This window comes from Mucilaginibacter gotjawali, assembly GCF_002355435.1.
Lineage (GTDB): Bacteria > Bacteroidota > Bacteroidia > Sphingobacteriales > Sphingobacteriaceae > Mucilaginibacter > Mucilaginibacter gotjawali.
The window spans coordinates 6,095,249-6,114,088 of the sequence record NZ_AP017313.1 but is presented as its reverse complement, the minus strand read 5'-3'; the positions used below and the strand labels follow the sequence as shown (position 1 = coordinate 6,114,088).

Sequence of the window (18,840 nt, the reverse complement as noted above, 5' to 3'; positions counted from 1 at the left end):
GGCGATCATACTGGTCAAATAGGTCAAACTTAATCAACCATTCACCTAATCAACCCAATCAACTATTTACGCTGCGCCTTTATAAACGCCAGCGCATCGTCTGCATGCTTTTTACCCTGCATCATGGCTTCGTAGGCAAAAACGATCCGGCCATGAAGATCCACAATGAACGTTTCCCTGCCGGTCATGAACATTTTATTTTTTACCCCAAACAGGGCATACACCTTGTTATCCGGATCGCTAAGCAATGTAAACGGCAGTTTATAATGTTCGCTGAATGCCTTATGGCTGGCAACTGTACCGGCATTTATGCCGATAACCTTTGCCCCGGCGCTGGTAAAATCATTAAAACTATCCCTAAAAGAGCAGGCTTCTTTGGTGCAAACCATGCTTTCATCTTTGGGGTAAAAATAAATAACAAGGATGTTTTTGCCAGTATGATCGTTGCTATTATAAACTTTTCCATCCTGGTCGGTCAGCGAAAAGTTTGGCATTTTGTCGCCCACGGCCAGCGTGCTTTTTGCAGCCTGCGCCCGGGCTTTAAAATTTACAGCTACCAGTAATAGTATAGCCATTAGGAAACGGGGTAATTTGTTCTTCATCATATACAACATACGGGAATTTATCCCATTTGCGATTTATGAATTGAAAATATATTCATTAAAGCAGAGAGAATTTTTGGAAAATATTTTTTTACTAATATTTTCCAATACCAAACGGAAAATTATCTTTGAATAATATTTTCCGCAATACTGATGAGAGAAAGAATTATGGAGACTTCGTTGCAGCAATTCCTTGAACATGGTATCCGCAAGATGACCCTGCAAAAGCTGGTATTGGTACTTGGGATCTCTACAAAAACCATGTATAAATATTTCAGCAATAAGGAAGCGTTGCTGGAAGAATGCCTGGGCCTGCATTATAAGGATACCGAAAAAGGAATGGCGGAAATGCTCCGTGATTCACCTAACCCCGTGGCCGGCCTGGTTAGCATCTATTCAAAAGCGATAGAACTGGATTTTGGGACCACACACCTGTTTTACCACGACCTGAATTATTATTATCCCGAATTACAGGATAAGGTGATGAAAAAGTATGTAAGCAGCGCACTTGAAACGGTAACATCACTTATTCAGCAGGGAATAAATGAAGGGTATTTTTTGGCTTATTTGAAGGCCCCTATTGTTTTGGAATCGCTTACAGTAATGTATGCTTCGGTTACCCGCAATCGCACTTATAAAGACTTCACCCTGAAGCGTGAATTGATCAAACATACCATTGTGATCTATTTAAGGGGAATATGCACCGATAAAGGATTAGCGATAATAACCCAATTGAAAGAACTGTCTATTTAAATTAAAATTATGCGCATCATTTTTACAACCCTGCTCATTTTTTCAGGCCTTTTATCAGCCGGCGCCCAGGCCCCCGATTCCCTTAACCTGATGCCACGGCCGCAAGCGGTTAAATTGCAAACCGGTAAGTTTGTTTTTACAGGCAGGTTCGCTATTGGCATAAACGGGCCGGGCAGCCCTAAATTGATTGCGGCAGCTAACCGTTTTTACCTGACGCTCGGAAAGCGTACCGGTGTTGTTTTTCCGCAGGAATATATTTCAGGTAAGGAGAACCCTGCGGATGCGCAATTGACGATCAGTTACCAAAAAAGTATAAACGCTGCAATAGGGATGGATGAGAGTTATACCTTAACAGTTACCCCTGAAAAAATTGCGCTGACCGCACCCACCGATATCGGCGCCGGGCGGGGCCTTGAAACGCTTTACCAGTTGGTAACTCCTGCCGGTAGCGGCTTTTATTGTCCGGCTGTTGAGATCAATGATGTGCCACGGTTTAAATGGCGCGGGCTGATGATTGATGTAGCAAGGCATTTTATACCATTTGACGTTTTGAAACGGAATGTGGATGCGATGGCTATCGTAAAAATGAATGTTTTGCACCTGCACCTTTCGGACGATGAAGGCTTCAGGGTAGAATCGAAAGTTTATCCGAAGCTGCAGGAAAACGGCTCAAATGGCTCGTTTTATACCCAGGACCAAGTTAAAGAACTGGTGAATTACGCACATGACCGGGGCATCATCATTGTACCTGAATTCGACCTGCCGGGCCATTGTTCAAGCATTTTAGCGGCTTATCCTTTTTTAGCCAGCTACCCCGCCAGCTACAAACCCGCCAGGCGTTTTAATGTTGACACGATCAAAAACCCCAGCCTTGGGAAGATCATGCAGCTGATTAACCAAACCCAAACGCCCACCATCGATCCAACTAAAGAAACCACCTACGTTTTCTTCGACCGTTTTTTTAAGGAAATGAGCGGGATCTTTCCAGATGCGTACCTGCACGTTGGCGCAGATGAAAATAACGGGGTAGCCTGGAAACAAAACCCGCAAATAGCCGCCTTTATGAAAGCCAAAAGTATGAAAACCACGGATGACCTGCAGGCCTATTTTGTTAACCGCATGCATGGCATCGCCCAAAAATATAATAAACGCATCATTGGCTGGGAAGAGACCTTTAACGCTACTGTTCCGCAGGATGTGATCATCCAAAAATGGAAACCTGCAGCGCCGGCGGATACCCTGGTAAAAAGCATTGTAGGGCATCATAACCAGGTGATCGTTTCAGCAGGTTATTATTTGGATTTATATTTCCCGGCTTATATTCACTATTTAACCGACCCGGTTCCGGCCAACCTTACTGCAACCGCGGCTGATAAAGGCATATTGGGCGGAGAAGCGGCGATGTGGAGCGAACTGGTGGACGGCGGCAACGAAGAGATCCGCGTTTGGCCACGTACTGCCGCAATTGCAGAAAGATTCTGGTCGGCTGCCGGTGTAAGGGATGCCGATGATATGTACCGCCGTTTATGGGCCGTGGATTTTGAACTGAACGACAGGGCGGTAAATGAATATGGCAACTATATCAAAATACCCGACCGTTGGGTAAACGACGAGGATCTGAACCCGGCCATAACCCTTTGCAATGTTTACACCCAGGTAAAAGGATACAAACGCCTGATGGCAGCGCTATTATCTCCGGGTGAGGTTCATGCAAAAACTACCCTGACCACCCCGCTGGTTGGTATCGCCGATGCGGTACATACGGACTCGGAAACCGGCTGGTATTTCAGGCATTGGGTAGCAACCTACCTGGATAAACACGATGCGGCCAGCCTGGCGCAAATTAAATCGCAACTGCAAAGGTGGCAAAGTAATAAGGCGAGGTTTGATGCTTTGGCGGCCAACTCGCCGTACCTGCAGCAGATCGCCGACCTGTCTGACAATCTTTCAAATGCGGCCGGCATTGCTTTACAGGCATTAAATAACGAAGGCATCAAGGATGATCAGCTTAAACAACTGCAGCAACTGGAAAAACCGCACCATGATGTTCAGCTGGCCATAGGCCAATCCCTTGAAGCGCTGGTTACCGGGAAACTAAAACCTGAACCCGCTGCATATTCCATGTTTTAAACAAACTTCAACGCGTAAAAAAGCCGGACTTTCAATTGAAAGCCCGGCCAGAGATGATTGATTTTAGATCGTTAAACCAAATTGGTTTTAATATAATTATAGCTTTTGGTGATACTGTCGAAAGGATCGCCGGGGCAAATATCCTGTTCAACAAAAAAGTATTTAAGCCCCGCTTTGTTGGCATGTTTTAATATGGCTTTAAAATCGATAATGCCATTGCCCACTTCGGTAAATTTTTGTTCAGGCGTATTGTCCATATCTTTTAAATGCCAAAGCGGGAAACGGCCCGGGTATTGGTTAAACAGCGTCATCGGGTCTTGCTTGGCTTTGGTCATCCAGTACATATCCATTTCCATTTTTACCAGGTCTGGGTCGCTGTTGATGAGCAGCATTTCGTACGGATATTTACCATCCTGTTTGATGAATTCAAAATCGTGGTTATGGTAGCAAAGCTGGATACCTGCTTTTTTGCATATTTCGCCGGCCGTGTTAAGATCACCCGCAATTTTTTTGTAATGATCAAGGAGCCCGCGTTCGGCAGGGGACAGCCATGCACAGATCATATATTTAAGGCCGATTTGAGCGGCATCATCTACTGCTTTCTGCCAGTCATTTAACAGCGTGCCTTTACTTCCGGGGATGTCCTCACCCAAACGATAATGGCTGCTGATCAAACTCAGGCCATTGTCTTTTAAAACTTTGGCAAAAGTTAGCCCATCCATCCCGTAAAACTTTTCGCTGCCGGTATAAGTTGCCGCCTCAACCGAGTTAAAGCCAACCTTTGCCACTTTAGCCAGGGTACCCTGGGGGTCCTTGTCCATCGCGTCGCGAACGGTGTATAACTGCAGCCCGATATATTTTTTATCGTAAGCAAATAATTTAGGGGCCACTAACAGCCCGGCAGAAAGCACCGCCGAAGTTTTGAGGAAAGATCGTCTGGTTGTCATGATTTATAAATTGGTGAGGTAAATATATGTGTATTATTGACACAATCAAAAAATGCCACTAATTTAATACATTAAATTTGAGAGCATTTACAGGGCACCAAAAAGGTGGGGGTAATGCGCGAAACCAGCTTTGCATCGGCATACTCAGGAATGGCGCTGATCTTCTTCCACTCCGGATCGCTCCCAAAAGCTTTCCAATGGCTGTCGTGCGCGGCCATATCATCAAAAGTGACCATATAGGTGAGATTGGGCCTCAGGTCGCCGATAATGGTTTCACCGAAAAATACGGGGTCAAACCCAAGCCTTTTAAAAATATCTATTTCGCCGGCATCGTTAAACATTTCCAGTTTCTTTTGCCCTGCGCTTTCGCTGGCGTGCTCATAACGGCGCAACTCAAAAATACGCGGCTTTTGTGCAGGCGCCTGCATTTTGGGCATATGGGCAAAGGCTTTTAATAGCGAACTTTCTATCCTTTCATAAGCCGGATCAGTCGCCGGGGCGTTTAGGTAAGCGGCACCGGCCTCCAAATAAGCGGCGTCGGCAGCCAGTTTATCCTGCACATTGATAAAATCGTCCCATGAATTATAAGGGATCAGCGCATAGATTTTTGTTTGCCCCGCAAGTTTCAACTCTGCGAAAACACCAATAGCCTTACTGCCCAAACGGTTTAACGCGGGGATCAGCGCATCTTTAAAATAGCCTTCAACCAGCTTTTGCTGCTGTTCTGTTTTAAGGGTATAAGCCCTTAGTTCGTAAAATTCCCTGTAGCCTTTTAGCTTTTCGGCCGCGCTGCCTAGTTTTGGGCTTACCGCCGTTGCTGCGGTTGCCAGTAAGGATGTTTTCACAAATGAACGTCGTTGCATGGTGTTAGAGATTAGAGACTGGAGATTAGAGATTAGGAAAAGACATTAGTTTCGACCTGATCTCCAAACTCTAATCAACATTCTGTTAGAGATTAGAGACCGGTGATTGGAAATCAGGAAAAGACACAAGTTCGGCCTAATCTCTGATCTCCAGTCTCTAATCACTATTCCACTTCTTTTTACAAACAAACAACATTATTTTATATAAACTTGTACGCCCGGGTTTGAAAGTCTTTTTATAACGATTATTTTACCTGATTTTTAGCATTCCGATCATAGACTTAAATTTAAAATGGACGATCAATTTTACAGGGAGATTTACAACAAACACCAGCTGGTGGATGCCGTGCCCTCCAATAAGGAAATTACGGCATGGGCCCTGCAGGTGATCCGTTTATTGTTTCCTGAACAATCCAAACAGGACTATATCGACTTTAAGCAGGTAAAAAATGAATTCATCCGGCTGGAGAATGAGCTCGCCTATATTTTAAATGCTACCCGCGCCTGCCGCGATTGTAATAATGAGTTGCTGGCCAAATTGTTTTTTGAAGAAATGCCCAACCTTTTCCGGGTTTTAAATTCAGATATCCAGGCAATTTTTAACGGCGACCCGGCGGCACGCAGCGAATTTGAAGTAATCCGTACCTATCCAGGCTTTTTTGCTATTTCGTTTTACCGGCTGGCACATAGTTTATACAAACACCAGGTACCGCTGCTGCCTCGGATCCTGACAGAATGGGCGCATTCAAAAACCGGGATCGATATCCATCCGGCAGCGCAGATCGACGAATATTTCTATATCGACCATGGCACTGGCATCGTCATCGGCGAAAGCTGTATCATCGGTAAACATGTAAAGCTGTACCAGGGGGTTACTTTAGGCGCTCTTAGCGTTGACAAAAGCATGGCTTACAGCAAGCGCCACCCCACCGTTGAAGATAACGTGGTGATTTACGCAGGCGCTACCATTTTAGGCGGCGAAACGGTTATCGGCCACGATAGCATTATCGGCGGGAATGTTTGGCTTACCAAAAGCGTTCCTGCACATTCAACAGTATACCATAAGTCGGAGATCAGCGTATTTAAAAAGAAAAAAGTTTAAGTTTTATGGCAGGCATTATTGATCTGATCGGCAATACCCCGATGGCAGAGATTAAAAAACTCAACCCAAACCCAAACGTGCGCATTTTTGGCAAACTGGAAGGCAATAACCCCGGGGGAAGCGTTAAGGACCGTGCAGCCAAAAACATGATCAAAAGTGCGATGGAAAGGGGCGACATTAAGCCCGGCACCAAACTGATCGAGGCCACCAGCGGCAATACCGGTATCGCTTTGGCGATGATCGCCTCCCTGTACGGGCTGGAGATCGAACTGGTCATGCCTGATAACTCCACCCGCGAACGGACACTTACCATGGAGGCCTTTGGCGCGAAGGTTACCCTGCTGGAAGGTATTGAACTTTGCCGGGATTATGCCGAAGAAAAAGGCGCCAGCGGCGAATATTTTCTGTTAAACCAGTTTGCCAACCCGGATAATTACCTGGCCCATTACCATACTACCGGCCCGGAGATCTGGAAAGATACCGAAGGGCAGATCACCCATTTTGTTAGCTCGATGGGCACCACCGGTACCATTATGGGCTGTTCAAGATATTTTAAAGAAGTAAACCCCGATATACAAATTGTAGGCTGCCAGCCGACCGAAGGCTCCTCGATCCCGGGCATCCGCCGCTGGCCGGTGGAATACCTGCCCAAAATTTTTGAGCCGGAGCGGGTGGACCGCGTGTTGGATATATCCGAAGCCGAGGCTACCCTTATGGCACGCCGGCTGGCAAAAGAAGAAGCCATTTTTGCAGGCATGAGCAGCGGCGGCGCCATGGCAGCAGCCGTTAAACTGGCTGAAGAACTGACCGAAGGCACCATCGTTTTCATCTGCTGCGACCGCGGCGACCGGTATTTGAGCAGCGAGTTGTTTGGGTAACAAGGGTCGCCCCTACGATTAAAAATATTTTTCAAACGTTCCAACAATTCGATTTTATTTAAATTAAAGCAAAAATTGCTCTCCCAGCCTAACCTCAAACCCTATGAACAACCACTTCAACAACAAAGTTACCTGGATAACCGGCGCTTCATCCGGCATTGGCGAGGCGCTGGCTTACGCCATGGCGGCAGCAGGCGCAAAGCTGATCTTATCGGGCCGCAGGATGGATGAACTGGAGCGAGTTAAACAGGCTTGCAGTGTTCCGGGAAGCGTGCAGTTATTGCAACTCGACCTGGCCGACGCGGCTTCACTGGAGGGCAAGGTTGCTGACGCCATCGCTTGTTTCGGGCATATCGATATCATGGTGCATAACGGCGGGGTTACCCAACGCGGGCTGGTGATGGAAACCGGCATGGAGGCGCACCGCCGGGTAATGGAAGTGGATTATTTTAGCTATGTGGAACTTACCCGGGCCTTGCTGCCGCATTTCGTGGCGCGTAAGGCGGGGCATTTTGTAGTAACCAGCAGCGTGATGGGGAAGATCGGCACGCCTATGCGCTCTGCCTACGCCGCAGCTAAACATGCCCTGCATGGTTTTTTTGACTGCCTTCGGGCGGAAGTAGCGGCGGATAACATCAAAGTCACCATTCTAACGCCCGGTTATATCCGTACCAATATTTCACGCTACGCTGTCACCAATAAACCTTATGGGCTGAGTAAGCCTTCCGAAAACATTGAAAATGGACTATCCGCTGACCGTGCGGCCATTCAGATCATGAAAGTCATCAAACGAGGCGCCTTTGAGGCTTATATTGGCAAATTTAGCGGCGAAAGATTCGCTATTTGGGTAATGCGTTTTGCGCCGGGTGTGTTTACCAGGATTGCGCCGAAGCTGGTGCCGAAGTAGCGGCCTCCCGGGCTTGTCAAAACCATTGTGTCAGGAGAAACGATCAGCTTCTCTGCTTATGGAAGAAATGGGGAAAAACCCTTCAGGAAGGCTTTTATCATCATAAGGCTTTCGTCGCACCAAATGCTATCCCGGGTTTTACCCGCTGCCTGGTCAAAGTATAAATACGATACAAAAGCATCATGACTGTGGGGATTCCCAGCCAATGCGCATGGAACGACGCGCGGATATCACCATGGAATAGAAAAGAAATAGCATGCCCCAAACCGCAGCCGGGGCACCATTTAAAGCCCATGGCCTTTAAGGGGCATAAAGAAAAATGAGCCTGGCTGGTCGGATCGGTAAGCGCCAGTGAAACCAACGCAGCGATCCAAAAAACCAGTTCAAAATATTTATTAAAAAGCTGTTTAATCAACCTTATTGTGCTTTGTTGTAAAAAGGGCCGCTACGCCCAAAGCCAGTAGTAAACCTACCAATAATGCGCCAAACATTCTGCCTGAAAAATCGGTAATGTCCTGCCTGTTTATTTCATCAACATAAACAATGGCGGCGGCAACTGCCACCACCCCACCGATCAGCAATATTTTAAACCCCTGTATCAATCCTTCCAAAAAGCCCATTTTGCCCTTACAATCGTTATTGCGGTAACTTCTTACGCCAAAATATAGCCCGATCAGCGGGATCAGGCCCGCACAATACTCTACCGGCGACATAAAACCGCTTTGCGGTGTAAGGCCAAACTTTGGAATTATAAATATCCACAGGCCGCTTAAAATGCCTATAAAAAGGCCAAATGTAATTGCATTCTTCATGGTTATAATTTAGTGGTTAGAGGTTGGGCTTGGAGATTGGGTATTAGAGGTTAGAGATCAGGCAAGTTCCGACATGGAACTAATGGCAAATCTTTAATCTCCGGCCATCAATCACTATTCTTATATAAATTTAACAATAAAAGTAATTATCAACCCAAATTGTTTGGGATATTTTACAACCGGAAAGCATTTTAAAATTAAAAAACCTTTTTTGCGTATATTTGCGATAGTTTGAACATCCGTGATATTTTAGAACGCTATAAAACTGATGAACGGATAAAAGCATTGGCGCAGGCGCTGAATGCGGCAAAAAGTCCGAGGATCCAGTTACGTGGATTGGTGGGGTCAGGAGATTCTGCCGTGGCGGTAGCTTTGTATTTTTTGCAGCACAAGCATATGATTTTTGTGCTGCCCGACCGCGAAGAAGCCGGTTATTTCCAGGCCGACCTGGAGAACCTTACAGGTAAAGAAATATTACTTTTCCCATCATCCTACCGCAAACCTTTTGAATTTACCCAGCCCGACAGCAGCAATGTGCTGGCACGCGCCGAGGTACTGAATGAACTGAACCATTCCACCGAATTCGGGCAGCTGATTGTTACTTACCCTGAGGCATTGGCCGAAAAGGTGATCGACAGGGCCTCTCTTGAAAAAAACACGCTTGAAATTGCCGTCAGCAATAAGCTGAGTATCGATTTTATCAACGAGTTTTTAATTGAGTACGATTTTGACCGGGTCGACTTTGTTTACGAACCGGGGCAGTTTTCTATCCGCGGCGGCATTGTTGATATATTTTCCTTTTCGCACGAACTGCCTTACCGGGTGGAATTTTTTGGCGATTTTATTGAGTCGATACGGACCTTTGAGATTGAGAGCCAGCTCTCAGTTGAACAGGTAAAGACAATTACCATCGTACCGAATGTTCAATCCAAATTCCTTACTGAAAACAATATTTCGCTGATGGAATATGTTGACAGCGATAGCCAGGTTTGGATAAAGGATGTACAGTTTACGCTGGATATTATCCAGAGCGGGTACAAAAAAGCAACACAACTGTGGAAAGCCTTATCCGCAGAAGAAAAAAATAAAAACCCGGACTGGATAGACCCTAAATTTGGTTTTACCGATGAAAAACTGATTGCCGACCAATTGCATGATTTTGCGGTGGTAGAATTTGGCAAGCAGTTTTTTTACCAGGCGACCGCCGCAATTAATTTTGACATGCGCCCGCAGCCTTCCTTCAATAAAGATTTCAGCCTGCTGATCCATAATTTTAAAAATAACGAGGCGGAGCATATCGAAAACTTTATCCTTACGGATAGCGCCCGCCAGGTGGAACGGCTGTACGCGATACTGGAGGACCTGGATAAAACCGTAAAGTTTACCCCCATCAGTATTTCTATCCGCGAAGGCTTTGTAGACAGGGAACAAAAACTGGCCTGCTATACCGATCACCAGATTTTCGACCGGTATTATAAATACAAACTTAAAAAAGGTTACCAGCGCTCGCAGGCCATTACCCTTAAAGAACTGCGGGAACTAAAACCGGGCGATTATGTTACCCACATAGACCATGGCATCGGCAAATATGCCGGGCTGGAAAAAGTAGAAGTAAACGGCAAAAACCAGGAAATGATCAGGCTGATGTATGCCGATAACGACCTGCTGTATGTAAACATCAATTCGCTTAACCGCATCTCCAAATATAGTGGCAAGGAGGGCACTGTGCCGAGGATGAATAAACTTGGCACCGATACCTGGGAAAAGCTAAAGAAAACCACAAAAAAAAAGTTAAAGACATTGCCCGCGACCTGATCAAGCTTTACGCGGTACGCAAAGCACAGAACGGGAATGCTTTTTCGCCCGATACCTACCTGCAAACTGAATTGGAAGCCTCCTTTATTTACGAGGACACCCCCGACCAGGAAAAAGCGACCAGCGATTTTAAAAAGGATATGGAATCGCCGCACCCGATGGACCGGCTGATTTGCGGCGATGTGGGTTTTGGTAAAACTGAAGTGGCTATCCGGGCGGCATTTAAAGCCGTTGCAGATAGCAAGCAGGTGGCCATCCTGGTGCCGACGACCATCCTTGCCGCCCAACATTACAAAACCTTTAGCGACCGCCTGAAAGGTTTCCCCTGCAATATTGATTATGTGAACCGTTTTAAAACCAGCAAGCAGATCAAAGACACGCTGGAGAACCTGAAGAACGGCAAGGTAGATATCATCATCGGCACGCATCGCCTGGTGAGCAAGGATGTGAAGTTTAAGGATTTGGGCCTGATGATCATTGACGAAGAACAAAAGTTCGGTGTTTCCACCAAGGAAAAACTGAAGCAAATGCGCGCCAATGTGGATACGCTCACGTTAACGGCAACCCCTATACCGCGCACGCTTCACTTTTCGCTGATGGGTGCGAGAGATCTTTCCATTATCTCTACGCCTCCACCCAACCGGCAGCCGGTAGTTACCGAACTGCATGTTTTTAATGATACGCTGATCAAAGAAGCTATTGAACATGAAATAGACCGCGGGGGACAGGTGTTTTTTATCCATAACCGGGTTGCCGACCTGCCGCAGCTGGGCGGGATGATCCATAAACTGGTGCCGAAAGCACGGGTAGGCATTGCCCACGGGCAACTGGAAGGCGACGCGCTGGAAGATGTAATGCTGAAGTTTGTGAACAACGAGTACGATGTGCTGGTGGCCACTACCATTATTGAAGCCGGGCTTGATATCCCGAATGCGAATACCATCATCATTAATTATGCTCATATGTTCGGCTTAAGTGACCTGCACCAGATGCGGGGGCGTGTTGGCCGCAGCAATAAAAAAGCTTATTGTTATTTGCTGAGCCCGCCGTTATCCACCCTCACCAGCGAAGCCCGTAAACGGCTAAGCGCCATTGAAGAATTCAGCGACCTGGGGAGCGGTTTTAACGTGGCCATGCGCGACCTGGATATCCGCGGCAGCGGCAACCTGCTGGGTGCCGAGCAAAGCGGCTTTATTGCCGAGATCGGCTTTGAAATGTACCATAAGATATTGGACGAGGCGATACAGGAATTAAAGGATGATGAATTTAAAGGTTTGTTTACCGATGAAAAACCACGGCCGTTTATTTCCTTTACCCAGATAGATACCGACCAGGAGATCCTGATCCCGGATGAGTATGTGACCAGCATCTCCGAACGCTATAATTTATACACCGATCTTTCCAAACTGGAAAATGAGGTGGAGCTGAAAGCTTTTAAACAACAACTGATAGACCGCTTTGGCCCAATACCACCGCAGGTAAACGACCTGCTGAACACGATGCGCCTGCAATGGCTGGGCAGGGCCATTGGTTTTGAAAAACTCTCCCTCAAAAAGAACGTCCTCCGCGGTTATTTTATCGCCAACCAGCAATCGCCCTATTTTGAAACTGACGCTTTTAGGAATGTACTCGCTTTTATGCAGGCTAACCCCCGCAGATGCAATTTAAAAGAGGTTAAAAACTCTTTAAGGTTGAGCGTGGAAGGCGTAAACAGCATTAACCAGGCGGTGAATTTACTGACAGAGGTTGCGGAGCCGGTGGGGGTGTGAGGCGATCTGTTAAACTTAATAAAGTATATTTGCTTATTGAATGTTCCAAAGAATATATGGCTTTATCGCATTACCCATATAAAGAATTTAAACTTTATATTGAGAAATGGTATTTACGCCAGTGAATCACCAAACTTCGATCCGGCTTATATTAAAATCGGAGATCCATCCCTTATAAATTACCGAAAAAGCTTGGATGCTCGCAATCCACCCGGCGGCAAATTATCTGAATACGTTCCATTTTACCTTGGCCCGCGTTCCCCGATGTTATATCAAATAGCGTTAGGATATGAAGATATCACGAAATACCCGCAAGAAGATATAGTATATATAATTTCATCTTTTGATCAAGTTAAATCACATAATTTGGTTTATTTCTTTACCGATGGTAACGCGCGTAGCGAAACGACGACGGCTTATGTAACAGAAGCTGACTTTGCATTGTTGGATTGGGAAACCATTTACAACACTTATTGGAAAAGTGACGAAACGGATTTACTCAGGAAACAGAAAAAGCAATCAGAATTGTTAATAAAACATCATTTGCCAGTAAGTTGTATCGACTATATAGGGGTATTTAACAATACAGCAAAACAAAATGTATTACATTTGTTAAAAGAAGTTGATTTAAATATCCCGATAAAAGTATCGCCGACTAAGCTATATTATGATAATTTATAAAGTAGGCAATATCCTTGACGCTAAAGCGGAGGCTTTAGTGAATACCGTCAATACAGTTGGTGTAATGGGGAAAGGAATTGCACTGCAATTTAAGAATGAATTTCCAGAAAATTACAAGGAGTATACAGAAGCGGTTAACCGAAAAGAAATTACTGTGGGCAAAGTTCAGGTTGTTCCAGTTAACGGGTTAAACGGCGTAAAATATATAGTTAATTTCCCTACGAAAGCCCATTGGAGGTATCCGTCAAAAATAGAATGGATAAAAGATGGGCTTAAAGATTTGCATAAGCAAGTTAAAGTGCTTAAGATCGAATCAATCGCCGTGCCTCCGTTAGGTTGCGGTAATGGAGGACTTAACTGGGATGACGTAAAGCCGATAATTGTTGAAGCGCTATCAGATTTAGATATAAATGTATTTGTTTATGAACCCTCTTTAGCTATAAAGGAGGCATTGAAAAAGAAGAAAAGCCGTCGGCTGCCAAACTTACTCAGGCAAGAGCGATGCTATTATATCTATTATATAAGTATCGCGCATTAGGTGAGTTCGCGAGTGAGTTTGCAGCGGAAAAATTAAGTTACTTTTTACAGCGGTTCGGCGAAACACAATTAAAACTTGATTTTAAAAAAGGCCTATATGGGCCGTATTCTGGTAAAGTACGGCATGTGCTGTATGCTTTAAATGGATACTACATAAAAGGGTATGAACAAAAAGAAGCGAAGCCTTTTGAAACGCTTGAGCTTGTTGCTTCAAAGAGAGACGAAGTAAAAGACTTTATTGATAAATCTGCCTCAATGATAGAAAAAGAAAGATTGGATAAAGTCGCTGAGTTTATTCAAGGATTTGAATCTCCTTATGGGTTGGAACTATTGGCTACTGTAGATTTTTTAAGTCACACTGATTCGTTAACGGAGGCAGAAAGTATTAAAAAAGAATTATGGTCGCAGAGAAAAAAGACTTATTTCCATTGCATCATATACAGTTAGCTATTAATCATCTCGATAAATACCGCAATATACTTTATTCGGAGTAAAATTTGGTTCTTTTCCCATGTCCACCCTCATCGACCTTTCCCATACTATTTTTGACGGCCTGATCACCTACAAAGGCTTGCCCGCGCCTATCATTTGCGATTATTTGAGCCGTGAAAACTCCAAACAGTTTTATGAAGCAGGCACCGAGTTCCAGATCGGGAAAATTGAAATGGTGACCAACACCGGCACCTATTTGGATTGCCCCTTCCACCGGTTTGAGCATGGTAAGGACCTGTCAGAAATTGCTTTGGAACAATGTGCCGAACTGGATGCCATTACCATTAATGCAAGCGATACTACCGCAATAGGAAAGGAATATTTTGCAGGAAAAGATCTCGAAAATAAAGCCATACTGGTGTATACCAACTGGGCCCGGCATTGGAACACAGTTAACTATTTTGAGGGGCATCCGTATTTAACCGAAGAGGCAGCAATTTACCTGCGTGATGCCGGTGTCAGGCTGGTAGGTATCGATAGTCATAATATAGATAATACCGCAGGTAAAACGCGGCCCGTACATACTACCCTGCTGGGCGCCGAAATATTGATCTGCGAGCATTTATGCAACCTCGATAAATTACCCGGAAGTGGTTTTCAGTTTAATGCCGTACCGCCCAAGATTAAAGGTGCCGGGACATTTGCGGTGAGGGCATATGCGCGCGTGGGATAGCCGCTAACCAATCGAAACATGTATCAAAAGCCAATGATTTCGGCTTTGTATTTAATACCCGTTACGTATGCATCACCCATATACTCACCAAATTCTTTGTAAACAAAAGTGAGCCTGCATCTAAGCGGAACGCCGTAACACTGAACAGGGCTCCAGCTTTTGCATTTCTGTAATGCTTCCTTAACACTCTCGTCCAGATCTGCACCTTTATTGTCGACAAAGCCCGGGTTCGATAGCGTGCCGTCCTTTTCGATGACAAACGTAAAGAGAAGTCCGTCAAGGCTCATCTTTTTACCCGAAGCATCTTTCGGAATTTTAAAATGCCGGCGAAAAACCTCCATGAACGTAACAGGGTCGCTTTTACTGTAGTATGGCGGCTCCATATCATTTTTAAACGGATAGGCCCTGCCAGTTAAATCGTAACCTGTCCCCCCTGTCATCTCGCCTTTATTGTAGTTGTAGATATACTTTATAGAAGGGCTGATTTTGGCTATACCATGCCATACACCCTCTTTAAGGCCATTCTTCACCCGTCCCTGCAGCTCAACGCTGTCCCTTTGATCATAGTCTATCCATTGCCCGTTGCCATCTTTGCAAATCGATTTGCCGTTTAGGTCATAACAATCCTGGTAGAGTACTTTGGGTATAAAAGCCGCACCTTTGTACTCGTTATTAATGGAACAATAAATATTCCCATTAGGAAAATACTGGTATTCCATCCCGTTTTTTTGCCCGGCGATATAATTTACAAAAGATTGCTTTGTCCCGTCCTGATAGTACGTTACACAATCGCCATCCAAAAGAATGTCCCCGTTTTGATAGGACCGAGTCTTATCAGCGACAGACTTACCAATACGCATTACTTTACCATTTAAATAGTATTCAATAACGTTAAGGCGATTATCCTCCCCGGATGAGGGCGAGATCACTCGCATAAAATCAGCATCCTGTGGTCCGCTTACCCTCAAAAGCCCTTCGGGATAGCTCTTATAATAAAATTTGGCGGTGTCTGTTAGTTGCCCCCATGCCCTATTTGAGCCTGTAAGGGCCCAAACAAAAAACAACAGGAGCTTAAACGAAATGAATAAGGTTTTATTTTTCATTTAAAAATTCAAAACAATGCGATTGTCGTAAAGGTTGTTGGGAAGGCTCAAGTAGAAGTAAACTTAAATCCGAATTAAACGCTATTTTACCCGTTTATAAATATCCTTCAAATTCCTGCCCATTTCTTTGTAATCGAGGCCGTAGCCCACTACAAATTCATTTTCAATTTCAAAGCCAACGTATTTTAATTCGTCGATCTTTTTCAGCAGGGCAGAAGGTTTCAGCAACAGGGAGCATAGTTTTATGGAGGCCGGTTGTTTTGCCTTTAATTTTTCGAGCAGGTAATGCGCGGTATTACCGGTATCAACAATGTCTTCTATCACTACTACTTCGCGACCTTTTATATCTACGCTAAAATCAATATCATCGCGGATCTTAAGGCTGCTTTTGGTGCCGCCATAGTACGACGCCAGTTTGGTAAAAGTAATTTCGCAGGGGATATCGATCTGTTTGATCAGGTCGGCTATAAACAAAAAGCTGCCATTTAAAACGCCTACAAAAACGGGCACACAATGCTGGTAATCCGTATTTAACTGAAGGCCAATTGCTTTAATCCTGTCTTCAATAGCTTTAGCCTTTATAAGGGGTTCAAATTCTAAGTCCGCTATTTTTGTTTTCATGGTACTAATGTAGGAAAAAAGTTGGAAAAGTCCGAAAGTCGGGAAAGTCCGGAAGACCGGAAGAAAAAATATAGTAGCGCGCAGGGCGGGTTGCATTACAACGCAACTACCCTAAAACAAATTTCATATTTCTTTTCTTACTTTCCCGACTTTCGGACTTTCCCGACTTTCGGACTAAAAAAAACTATCTTTGCGCCTCAAATGACGGATTACCAGGTACATACTTTAGCCAACGGCATCAGGATATTATTAAAACATTCGCCCTCAGCCATCACACATTGCTGTTTTGTGGTGAATGCCGGTTCGCGTGATGAAACGGAACAGCAAACCGGGCTGGCGCATTTTATTGAGCACCTTTTATTTAAGGAAACCGAAAAACGCAGCACTAACCAGATCCTTAACCGGCTTGAACTGGTGGGAGCCGATTTAAACGCCTATACCGCCAAAGAATACACTTGTATCCATGCCTCGCTGTTAAACCAGCACCTTGAACGGGCGATCGACCTTTTTGAAGACATCCTGTTTCACTCTACTTTCCCCGAAGAAGAAGTTGAAAAAGAACGTGGGGTTATCCTGGATGAAATTTCATCTTATCTTGACCAGCCCGAAGAAGCCATACAGGACGAGTTTGAAGAGCTTTTATTTAAGGGCCACCCGATAGGCCGGAATATCCTGGGTACGACTGCGTCTGTAGGCAGGCTGGGGCGGGAGGATATGAAAGCATTTATTGCGGCCAATTACAATACGTCGCAAATGGTTTTTGCCGTTTTTGGCGACTACGATTTGAAAAAATTGATCAGGCTGTCTGAAAAATATTTTGGGGCCATTCCCGCGAACAACGCAGTGAAAACCCGGATAAAGCCCGGCATAACCCTGCCGGGGAAAACGGTGTTAGCCAAACCTATTTCGCAAACACATTGCATGATGGGGGCACAGGCCTATTCATCAGCGCATCAGCATAAAAATGCTTTATTGTTACTTAATAATTATTTGGGTGGAATGGGCATGAGCAGCCGCCTGAACCTGGAGATCAGGGAAAAATATGGGATTGCCTATACCATCGAATCAAACTATACCCCCTTAACCGATACCGGCATTTTTTCCATCTATTTTGGTACCGATACAGAAAAGGCAGAAAAAGCCACTAAATTAATTTATAAAGAATTAAAAAAACTGCGCGATAACCAATTTGGTGCCTTGCAATTGCACCAGGCCAAGCAAAAATTTATCGGCCAGATAGCCCTTGCTGAAGAAAGCCGGATGGGTTTGATTATCTCCATGGCCAAAAGCCTGCTCGATTTTAATGATATAGATACCCTGCAGCAGGTATTCGATAAAATAAATGCAGTTACCGCCGGCCAATTGCTGGAAATAAGCAATGAAATATTCGATATTGACAGTATGATTACCTTGCTATTTGAGCCTAAGCAATAAACCCGTATTTTTGCGGAATGAAATCATGCAACAGCTATGTATAATACAATAAATCCGGCTTGGCAGAGTTTCATTACCATTTAATAAAACACTTTAATGAAATTTCCTATCATCGCATACGGCGACCCTGTTTTACGAAGAAAAGCAACAGCAATTGAACCCGACGAATACCCGCATATCAAAGAGCTGATCGACAATATGTACGAGACCATGTATGCGGCTCATGGCGTTGGTTTGGCTGCGCCGCAGGTTGGCCTGTCGGTTCGTTTGTTTGTTGTAGACGCGTCGCCGTTTGCAGAGGATGATGAGGCTTTAACCGGCTTTAAAAAAGCCTTTATTAATGCCCAGGTGCTGGAAGAAACAGGTGACGAGTGGCCTTTTAACGAAGGCTGCCTGAGCATTCCCGACATCAGGGAAGATGTTTACCGTTGCAGGCACGTAAGGTTATCCTATTATGATGAAAATTGGAAGCACTTCGAGGAAACCTTTACCGGGATGGCTGCGCGGATCATCCAGCATGAATACGACCATATCGAAGGCAAGCTTTTTACCGATAAGCTAAGCCCGCTCCGCAAACGCCTCATCGAGAAAAAACTCAACGACATATCAAGAGGGATAGTCGACGTGGAATATAAAATGAAATTTCCTGCTGTTAAGAAAGGAAGATAGTTTTTTTTAGAATCAGAAAAAAAAGAAACTAAACCTGAAGCTGGCTTGGCTC

The 18,840-nt window shown here is 44.9% G+C and carries 18 protein-coding genes and 1 pseudogene; 12 read left to right on the top strand and 7 right to left on the bottom strand.

The genetic code is table 11. The annotated features are described in order from the left end of the window. Nucleotides 1-62: 62 nt before the first annotated feature. Nucleotides 63-575 carry a peroxiredoxin gene (locus MgSA37_RS26920; protein WP_096356801.1) on the bottom strand — a complete coding sequence of 171 codons (513 nt, stop codon included), beginning with the start codon at nucleotides 573-575 and terminating at the stop codon, nucleotides 63-65. 180 nt (nucleotides 576-755) lie between these two features. On the opposite strand from MgSA37_RS26920, the gene MgSA37_RS26915 reads away from it, so the two are divergent. Together MgSA37_RS26915 and MgSA37_RS26910 are read left to right on the top strand one after the other, a co-directional pair. After that, the gene (locus MgSA37_RS26915; RefSeq protein ID WP_096356800.1) at nucleotides 756-1,355 is read left to right on the top strand and encodes a TetR/AcrR family transcriptional regulator; all 600 of its coding nucleotides are present in this window, start codon (nucleotides 756-758) and stop codon (nucleotides 1,353-1,355) included. A 9-nt stretch (nucleotides 1,356-1,364) separates the two neighbouring features. Beyond that, nucleotides 1,365-3,485 (top strand): beta-N-acetylhexosaminidase, encoded by a 2,121-nt coding sequence (locus tag MgSA37_RS26910; protein ID WP_096356798.1) that lies wholly within the window; start codon nucleotides 1,365-1,367, stop codon nucleotides 3,483-3,485. 71 nt (nucleotides 3,486-3,556) lie between these two features. Here the strand turns inward: MgSA37_RS26910 and MgSA37_RS26905 are convergent, their stop codons facing one another. Together MgSA37_RS26905 and MgSA37_RS26900 are read right to left on the bottom strand one after the other, a co-directional pair. Further along, on the bottom strand, nucleotides 3,557-4,432 hold the full coding sequence (locus tag MgSA37_RS26905) for a TIM barrel protein (RefSeq protein WP_096356796.1): 876 nt from the start codon (nucleotides 4,430-4,432) through the stop codon (nucleotides 3,557-3,559). 71 nt (nucleotides 4,433-4,503) lie between these two features. Continuing rightward, a complete protein-coding gene (locus MgSA37_RS26900) occupies nucleotides 4,504-5,295 on the bottom strand; it encodes an NIPSNAP family protein (protein ID WP_096356794.1) in 792 nt (263 codons plus the stop codon). Between the two features lie 292 nt (nucleotides 5,296-5,587). Here MgSA37_RS26900 and epsC point away from each other — a divergent pair, with 292 nt between their 5' ends. From epsC to MgSA37_RS26885, 3 genes are all read left to right on the top strand, one after another. Then, entirely contained in the window at nucleotides 5,588-6,397 is an 810-nt protein-coding gene (gene epsC / locus MgSA37_RS26895) for a serine O-acetyltransferase EpsC (RefSeq protein ID WP_096356792.1), read from the top strand. Nucleotides 6,398-6,402: 5 nt separating this feature from the next. Then, the gene (gene cysM, locus MgSA37_RS26890) at nucleotides 6,403-7,275 is read left to right on the top strand and encodes a cysteine synthase CysM (RefSeq protein WP_096356790.1); all 873 of its coding nucleotides are present in this window, start codon (nucleotides 6,403-6,405) and stop codon (nucleotides 7,273-7,275) included. A 103-nt stretch (nucleotides 7,276-7,378) separates the two neighbouring features. After that, nucleotides 7,379-8,182 carry an SDR family oxidoreductase gene (locus MgSA37_RS26885; RefSeq protein ID WP_096356788.1) on the top strand — a complete coding sequence of 268 codons (804 nt, stop codon included), beginning with the start codon at nucleotides 7,379-7,381 and terminating at the stop codon, nucleotides 8,180-8,182. Between the two features lie 100 nt (nucleotides 8,183-8,282). On the opposite strand, the gene MgSA37_RS26880 is transcribed toward MgSA37_RS26885, so the two are convergent. Next, complete coding sequence (locus MgSA37_RS26880; RefSeq protein ID WP_221199389.1) at nucleotides 8,283-8,597, bottom strand: DUF2752 domain-containing protein; 315 nt, start codon at nucleotides 8,595-8,597, stop codon at nucleotides 8,283-8,285. Continuing rightward, entirely contained in the window at nucleotides 8,590-8,994 is a 405-nt protein-coding gene (locus MgSA37_RS26875) for a DUF4199 domain-containing protein (RefSeq protein WP_096356786.1), read from the bottom strand. The genes MgSA37_RS26880 and MgSA37_RS26875 overlap by 8 nt, the downstream gene beginning before the upstream one ends. A 231-nt stretch (nucleotides 8,995-9,225) precedes the next feature. Between MgSA37_RS26875 and mfd the strand changes: the two are divergent. The 5 genes and pseudogenes from mfd to MgSA37_RS26850 all read left to right on the top strand — a co-directional run bounded on the left by mfd (nucleotide 9,226) and on the right by MgSA37_RS26850 (nucleotide 14,961). Further along, nucleotides 9,226-12,578, top strand: a pseudogene (gene mfd, locus MgSA37_RS26870) (transcription-repair coupling factor). A 99-nt stretch (nucleotides 12,579-12,677) separates the two neighbouring features. Beyond that, complete coding sequence (gene darT, locus MgSA37_RS26865) at nucleotides 12,678-13,259, top strand: type II toxin-antitoxin system toxin DNA ADP-ribosyl transferase DarT (protein ID WP_157750762.1); 582 nt, start codon at nucleotides 12,678-12,680, stop codon at nucleotides 13,257-13,259. Beyond that, nucleotides 13,246-13,797: a type II toxin-antitoxin system antitoxin DNA ADP-ribosyl glycohydrolase DarG gene (gene darG / locus MgSA37_RS26860; RefSeq protein WP_096356782.1), complete on the top strand. Its 552-nt coding sequence runs from the start codon at nucleotides 13,246-13,248 to the stop codon at nucleotides 13,795-13,797. The genes darT and darG overlap by 14 nt, the downstream gene beginning before the upstream one ends. After that, nucleotides 13,761-14,243, top strand: coding sequence for a hypothetical protein (locus tag MgSA37_RS26855; RefSeq protein WP_096356780.1), 483 nt, complete (start codon nucleotides 13,761-13,763; stop codon nucleotides 14,241-14,243). Before darG ends, MgSA37_RS26855 begins: the two co-directional genes overlap by 37 nt. A 64-nt stretch (nucleotides 14,244-14,307) precedes the next feature. Then, nucleotides 14,308-14,961, top strand: coding sequence for a cyclase family protein (locus MgSA37_RS26850; RefSeq protein WP_096356778.1), 654 nt, complete (start codon nucleotides 14,308-14,310; stop codon nucleotides 14,959-14,961). Nucleotides 14,962-14,984: 23 nt separating this feature from the next. Here MgSA37_RS26850 and MgSA37_RS26845 read toward each other — a convergent pair whose 3' ends face one another. Next, nucleotides 14,985-16,064 carry a toxin-antitoxin system YwqK family antitoxin gene (locus MgSA37_RS26845; RefSeq protein ID WP_096356776.1) on the bottom strand — a complete coding sequence of 360 codons (1,080 nt, stop codon included), beginning with the start codon at nucleotides 16,062-16,064 and terminating at the stop codon, nucleotides 14,985-14,987. A gap of 81 nt (nucleotides 16,065-16,145) precedes the next feature. Continuing rightward, entirely contained in the window at nucleotides 16,146-16,685 is a 540-nt protein-coding gene (gene hpt / locus MgSA37_RS26840; RefSeq protein WP_096356774.1) for a hypoxanthine phosphoribosyltransferase, read from the bottom strand. A 201-nt stretch (nucleotides 16,686-16,886) separates the two neighbouring features. Between hpt and MgSA37_RS26835 the strand changes: the two genes are divergently transcribed. Both MgSA37_RS26835 and def read left to right on the top strand, forming a co-directional pair. Then, nucleotides 16,887-18,119, top strand: a complete 1,233-nt coding sequence (locus MgSA37_RS26835) for a M16 family metallopeptidase (protein WP_096356773.1) — start codon at nucleotides 16,887-16,889, stop codon at nucleotides 18,117-18,119. A gap of 96 nt (nucleotides 18,120-18,215) precedes the next feature. Continuing rightward, nucleotides 18,216-18,788 carry a peptide deformylase gene (def, locus tag MgSA37_RS26830; protein WP_096356771.1) on the top strand — a complete coding sequence of 191 codons (573 nt, stop codon included), beginning with the start codon at nucleotides 18,216-18,218 and terminating at the stop codon, nucleotides 18,786-18,788. Nucleotides 18,789-18,840: the final 52 nt, after the last annotated feature.

Bases quoted from the DNA above. Each gene is read 5' to 3' on its own strand.
- MgSA37_RS26920 (WP_096356801.1), bottom strand. From the start codon at position 575: ATGGCTATACTATTACTGGTAGCTGTAAATTTTAAAGCCCGGGCGCAG.
- MgSA37_RS26915 (WP_096356800.1), top strand. From the start codon at position 756: ATGAGAGAAAGAATTATGGAGACTTCGTTGCAGCAATTCCTTGAACAT.
- MgSA37_RS26910 (WP_096356798.1), top strand. From the start codon at position 1,365: ATGCGCATCATTTTTACAACCCTGCTCATTTTTTCAGGCCTTTTATCA.
- MgSA37_RS26905 (WP_096356796.1), bottom strand. From the start codon at position 4,432: ATGACAACCAGACGATCTTTCCTCAAAACTTCGGCGGTGCTTTCTGCC.
- MgSA37_RS26900 (WP_096356794.1), bottom strand. From the start codon at position 5,295: ATGCAACGACGTTCATTTGTGAAAACATCCTTACTGGCAACCGCAGCA.
- epsC (WP_096356792.1), top strand. From the start codon at position 5,588: ATGGACGATCAATTTTACAGGGAGATTTACAACAAACACCAGCTGGTG.
- cysM (WP_096356790.1), top strand. From the start codon at position 6,403: ATGGCAGGCATTATTGATCTGATCGGCAATACCCCGATGGCAGAGATT.
- MgSA37_RS26885 (WP_096356788.1), top strand. From the start codon at position 7,379: ATGAACAACCACTTCAACAACAAAGTTACCTGGATAACCGGCGCTTCA.
- MgSA37_RS26875 (WP_096356786.1), bottom strand. From the start codon at position 8,994: ATGAAGAATGCAATTACATTTGGCCTTTTTATAGGCATTTTAAGCGGC.
- darG (WP_096356782.1), top strand. From the start codon at position 13,246: ATGATAATTTATAAAGTAGGCAATATCCTTGACGCTAAAGCGGAGGCT.
- MgSA37_RS26855 (WP_096356780.1), top strand. From the start codon at position 13,761: ATGCTATTATATCTATTATATAAGTATCGCGCATTAGGTGAGTTCGCG.
- MgSA37_RS26850 (WP_096356778.1), top strand. From the start codon at position 14,308: ATGTCCACCCTCATCGACCTTTCCCATACTATTTTTGACGGCCTGATC.
- MgSA37_RS26845 (WP_096356776.1), bottom strand. From the start codon at position 16,064: ATGAAAAATAAAACCTTATTCATTTCGTTTAAGCTCCTGTTGTTTTTT.
- hpt (WP_096356774.1), bottom strand. From the start codon at position 16,685: ATGAAAACAAAAATAGCGGACTTAGAATTTGAACCCCTTATAAAGGCT.
- MgSA37_RS26835 (WP_096356773.1), top strand. From the start codon at position 16,887: ATGACGGATTACCAGGTACATACTTTAGCCAACGGCATCAGGATATTA.
- def (WP_096356771.1), top strand. From the start codon at position 18,216: ATGAAATTTCCTATCATCGCATACGGCGACCCTGTTTTACGAAGAAAA.